Annotated in this window: 5 protein-coding genes; 2 read left to right on the top strand and 3 right to left on the bottom strand. The window is 31.6% G+C overall.

Going from position 1 to position 3,534, the window contains the following annotated elements; all coding sequences use genetic code 11:
• Window positions 1–123: 123 nt before the first annotated feature.
• Window positions 124–345, bottom strand: coding sequence for a hypothetical protein (locus ACWQ4X_RS19500; RefSeq protein ID WP_457904658.1), 222 nt, complete (start codon window positions 343–345; stop codon window positions 124–126).
• Window positions 346–1,034: 689 nt separating this feature from the next.
• Window positions 1,035–1,547 carry a cytochrome b gene (locus ACWQ4X_RS19495; protein WP_457904657.1) on the bottom strand — a complete coding sequence of 171 codons (513 nt, stop codon included), beginning with the start codon at window positions 1,545–1,547 and terminating at the stop codon, window positions 1,035–1,037.
• A 278-nt stretch (window positions 1,548–1,825) separates the two neighbouring features.
• Between ACWQ4X_RS19495 and ACWQ4X_RS19490 the strand changes: the two genes are divergently transcribed.
• Both ACWQ4X_RS19490 and ACWQ4X_RS19485 read left to right on the top strand, forming a co-directional pair.
• Window positions 1,826–2,236 (top strand): phospholipase effector Tle1 domain-containing protein, encoded by a 411-nt coding sequence (locus ACWQ4X_RS19490; RefSeq protein ID WP_457904656.1) that lies wholly within the window; start codon window positions 1,826–1,828, stop codon window positions 2,234–2,236.
• Entirely contained in the window at window positions 2,215–2,877 is a 663-nt protein-coding gene (locus ACWQ4X_RS19485) for a phospholipase effector Tle1 domain-containing protein (RefSeq protein WP_457904659.1), read from the top strand. Before ACWQ4X_RS19490 ends, ACWQ4X_RS19485 begins: the two co-directional genes overlap by 22 nt.
• A 41-nt stretch (window positions 2,878–2,918) precedes the next feature.
• On the opposite strand, the gene ACWQ4X_RS19480 is transcribed toward ACWQ4X_RS19485, so the two are convergent.
• Complete coding sequence (locus tag ACWQ4X_RS19480) at window positions 2,919–3,353, bottom strand: I78 family peptidase inhibitor (protein ID WP_457904655.1); 435 nt, start codon at window positions 3,351–3,353, stop codon at window positions 2,919–2,921.
• Between the last annotated feature and the right edge of the window lie 181 nt (window positions 3,354–3,534).

The raw sequence follows: 3,534 nt of genomic DNA, 5'->3' as shown, positions 1-3,534 counted from the left end.
ACTTTAGTACCTTAGTCTTAGAAATCTCTTCAGAGTTAGGGAAAATCTAATCTTTTTTTGGATTTCTAATTTACTGCTTTTCTGTAGTTATAAAAAAACCACCGAAGGTGGTTTTTTTTAATTTTAACAATAACTTGCTTGCTCTAAACCAATATCTTCAAGAAAATGATCTTGTTCAATTAGGTTCTTAAATTTTAGCCTTTTTACACTACCAACATTAAAATGAATCATAACAATAAAGGGAGGTTCACTTTTAATTTCCATATATTGAATTAAATCTGTATTGACGATCACGTCATTTACACGAATGAGCATCCAAGCACCACAAGCTAAAAATAAGCCCACATAGTAGTAATCCTTGAAATGAAAATCTAGCTGTGATGAGCAAATAAATTAGACGATTAGTTCACAACCAATTCCATATTATAAAAAATATATTCATATAAATTTCAGTACTTTATTTTATATAAATAATAGTGATATTTATAATGAAAAATAAAGAATTTACTTTTTATCTAGACATATAGTATTAAATTTCAAATGAGGAAAAATAAAATATTACATATTAAATTTTAAATAAAAAAAACCTGCAACTTGGGGAAGATGCAGGCTGGTAACTAGAGTACTAGTTAAAATGGAGAATACTTAATGTTGAGCATTCTACTATGTTTTATATTCAATGGAAGTATCATTATGTAACCTTTTTGTAAAATATTACACAGTTAAAAACTCACTATTTCAACAATATTCATCAATATTTACGTCTACATCTAACCGCAGAACATAAAAACCTTAAGATAATGATCAGCTCTTTATTTAACGTAATTTTAATAATGAATAGTTTTTTAGATTATTTTTTATTTTTAAATCAAACAATTAAATCTTATACTTTAGTTAATCTAATATATTTAATTCTTCAGCTAATGAACATTTAGATCTACTCATTTTCAATCTATCAACTCACCCGCTATAAGATACCATTACAATGATTAACCATACTAAATTACAAAAGTTCACTCAAAATTTTATATCAATCATTTATCCCGATGAAATAGCATACTCTTCAATACATTATCTTTTAGAATAAAATGATGTAGCAATGCCGCACTTGCATGTAATCCTACAAGCGAGATAAACAGATTACCAAGCAGTTGATGAATATTACCTAAAAAATCAAAATCTTTGGCTAATGAAAATAACGGAACATTCTGATTAAATAGCTGAAAGCTGTCAGTTAAACTCGATAATGCCAACCAGACAAACAAAGGAACAACAAATAAGCATAGATACAAATGGAAACGAACAGTTTTAAACAATACTTCTTGAATTTTATTTAGTATTTCATTTTTAGGAAGTCTATTACTATAGTAGACGATAAAACCTAAACGTATAAAAAATAATAAAAAAATCGTAATTCCACAAACCACATGAATTTGGCCCTGAACACCAGTATATAACGGATTCCCACTACTTATGTAAGCCGCAATAACGAACAACAAAGTCAACCAATGAATGAAAATGATTGGCTTAGGATAATGACGAACCATTTTATCTACCTTATTATTGTTATCTAATACATCCTAATCATACAATACATTTGACTCTAACGCTCAATCAAGCGGTGTTCTTACTGGCATCAAAATTGGTTAGGGAATAGATGTGATAAGTCCATCGAAGTACAATTATTTGCTTACAAAAGCATCCCTTTTCAATAAGCATGCCGCACTTTTCATTTAATTATTTTGAGTACAAAAAAAAGTAAAATTGAAATATACATCTTGATGAAAGCATTTTATTTTCATAGAAAAGAAGAAAGATTGTTGCCATGCATCAGAAAAAACGCCTCATCCTGTTTTTTGATGGCACTTGGGATGATGCCATCGAGAATACCAATGTTTATCGACTATCGAGCTTGCTTCATGACTATGATGGAGAGATTCACCAGCGTTTTTTCTATAACCCTGGTGTAGGCACTCAACCATTTGAAAAGATTATTGGTGGACTCATAGGTTTAGGGCTTTCTAAAAACTTGTTGGATGGTTATGAATGGCTAATCAAAAGATACTGTGAAGAAGATGAAATCTGGATTTTTGGATTTAGCCGAGGTGCATACACCGCAAGAAGTCTAGCTGGTTTAATTCGTAAATGCGGATTACTACATACTTCCACTAAAAGGCTGTTACACGAGGCTGAAAATTATATCGAAATAAAGAAATTAGCCCAGAGGATACGATAGCGAAAACCTTTAGGCATAAGTACAGTCGTGAGGTTAATATCCACTTTCTTGGAATTTGGGACACAGTGGGTGTACTTGGCATTCCTAGCACGAATCGAACCAACAGGCACCGACTCACATGGCATGATACTGAACTTTCGAAAATTGTACAGCGTGCTTATCATGCGATGGCACTTGATGAAAATCGTGAAGCCTATGACGTAACGCTTTGGACTTTTCCTACTGGCAATAAAAAACCTGAACAAATTGAAGTAGAACAAAGATGGTTTATCGGATCACATGCAAATGTAGGTGGTGGCTATGAGGCAGACCCATTATCAGATATCACACTTGAATGGATGATAAATAAAGCCAAAGCTGCAGGACTGAAAGTTTCTGATTTTCATGCTGAAAATGAAGCTTGGAAAAAATTACCAATAGACTCATACCAACTGTTTTTACATCATACTTATGCTCTTTTAAAAGACTTATTGAATCATGGCAATGGTCGATTTTATAGAAAATATGATACAGATTTTAAAAATGACTTAGCTGTTAATATCACTATCGACGAAAGCGTCTATAAATTATATCGACACGATAATAAATATAGACCTAAAACATTGGATAACGTAATTAAACGACTCAAAAGATATAATTAATATTATGGTTAGATCTAACTCCGCTTCAAAATTATAGAACTTCAACCACAATTTGCTTGAGTAATTATTTGAGTAATCGGATCAACTGTTACAGTTACTCTATCAATGCGATAATCCATTGTTACAGGTTGATTTGGGCTCACTAATCTAACTGTTTTAGCTTTTGTCATTTGTTGAATTTGCTGTTCACTCAACCCTTTTTCCCCAACCAAGCTAGAAGCCTGTTCAGGTAAACAAGCCTGTTGACTCGCTCTGTATAAAGCCCATTCTTCCAATTCAGTACCATTAGGTAGTGTGCAGTAACCCACTTGACCATTGCTCTCATTTTTTACGACCAATTTTCCACCTTGAGCAATACAATACTCACTAGCAGGATTTGCTAATCCAATCTTTGACGCTGCTGATTGATTTTGATTCATAGAGGTACAGGCTGTAATTGGCAATATTAGTAGTAATGAAGTTAATAATCTATTCATATCAATTTGTATTCTAATAAAAAATATTAAGATAACAAACTTCTTTGACTTTGAAAATAGCTCTTATCCATCGCACATTGTTTATAGACACATCATAATTAATAGTAAATAGTGTCGAAAATAATCATAAATATTCAATTTTATACTAAACATCTATATCGAATTTCCATATTCAATATTC

This window comes from Acinetobacter sp. NigerLNRRAM0016 (assembly GCF_054112845.1).
The sequence above is the reverse complement of the archived record's forward strand: the minus strand, read 5'-3'. Positions and strand labels throughout refer to the sequence as shown.

What these genes read in the sequence shown, in the direction of transcription:
- ACWQ4X_RS19480 (WP_457904655.1), bottom strand. Translation starts at nt 3,353, where the DNA reads ATGAATAGATTATTAACTTCATTACTACTAATATTGCCAATTACAGCC.
- ACWQ4X_RS19495 (WP_457904657.1), bottom strand. Translation starts at nt 1,547, where the DNA reads ATGGTTCGTCATTATCCTAAGCCAATCATTTTCATTCATTGGTTGACT.
- ACWQ4X_RS19490 (WP_457904656.1), top strand. Translation starts at nt 1,826, where the DNA reads ATGCATCAGAAAAAACGCCTCATCCTGTTTTTTGATGGCACTTGGGAT.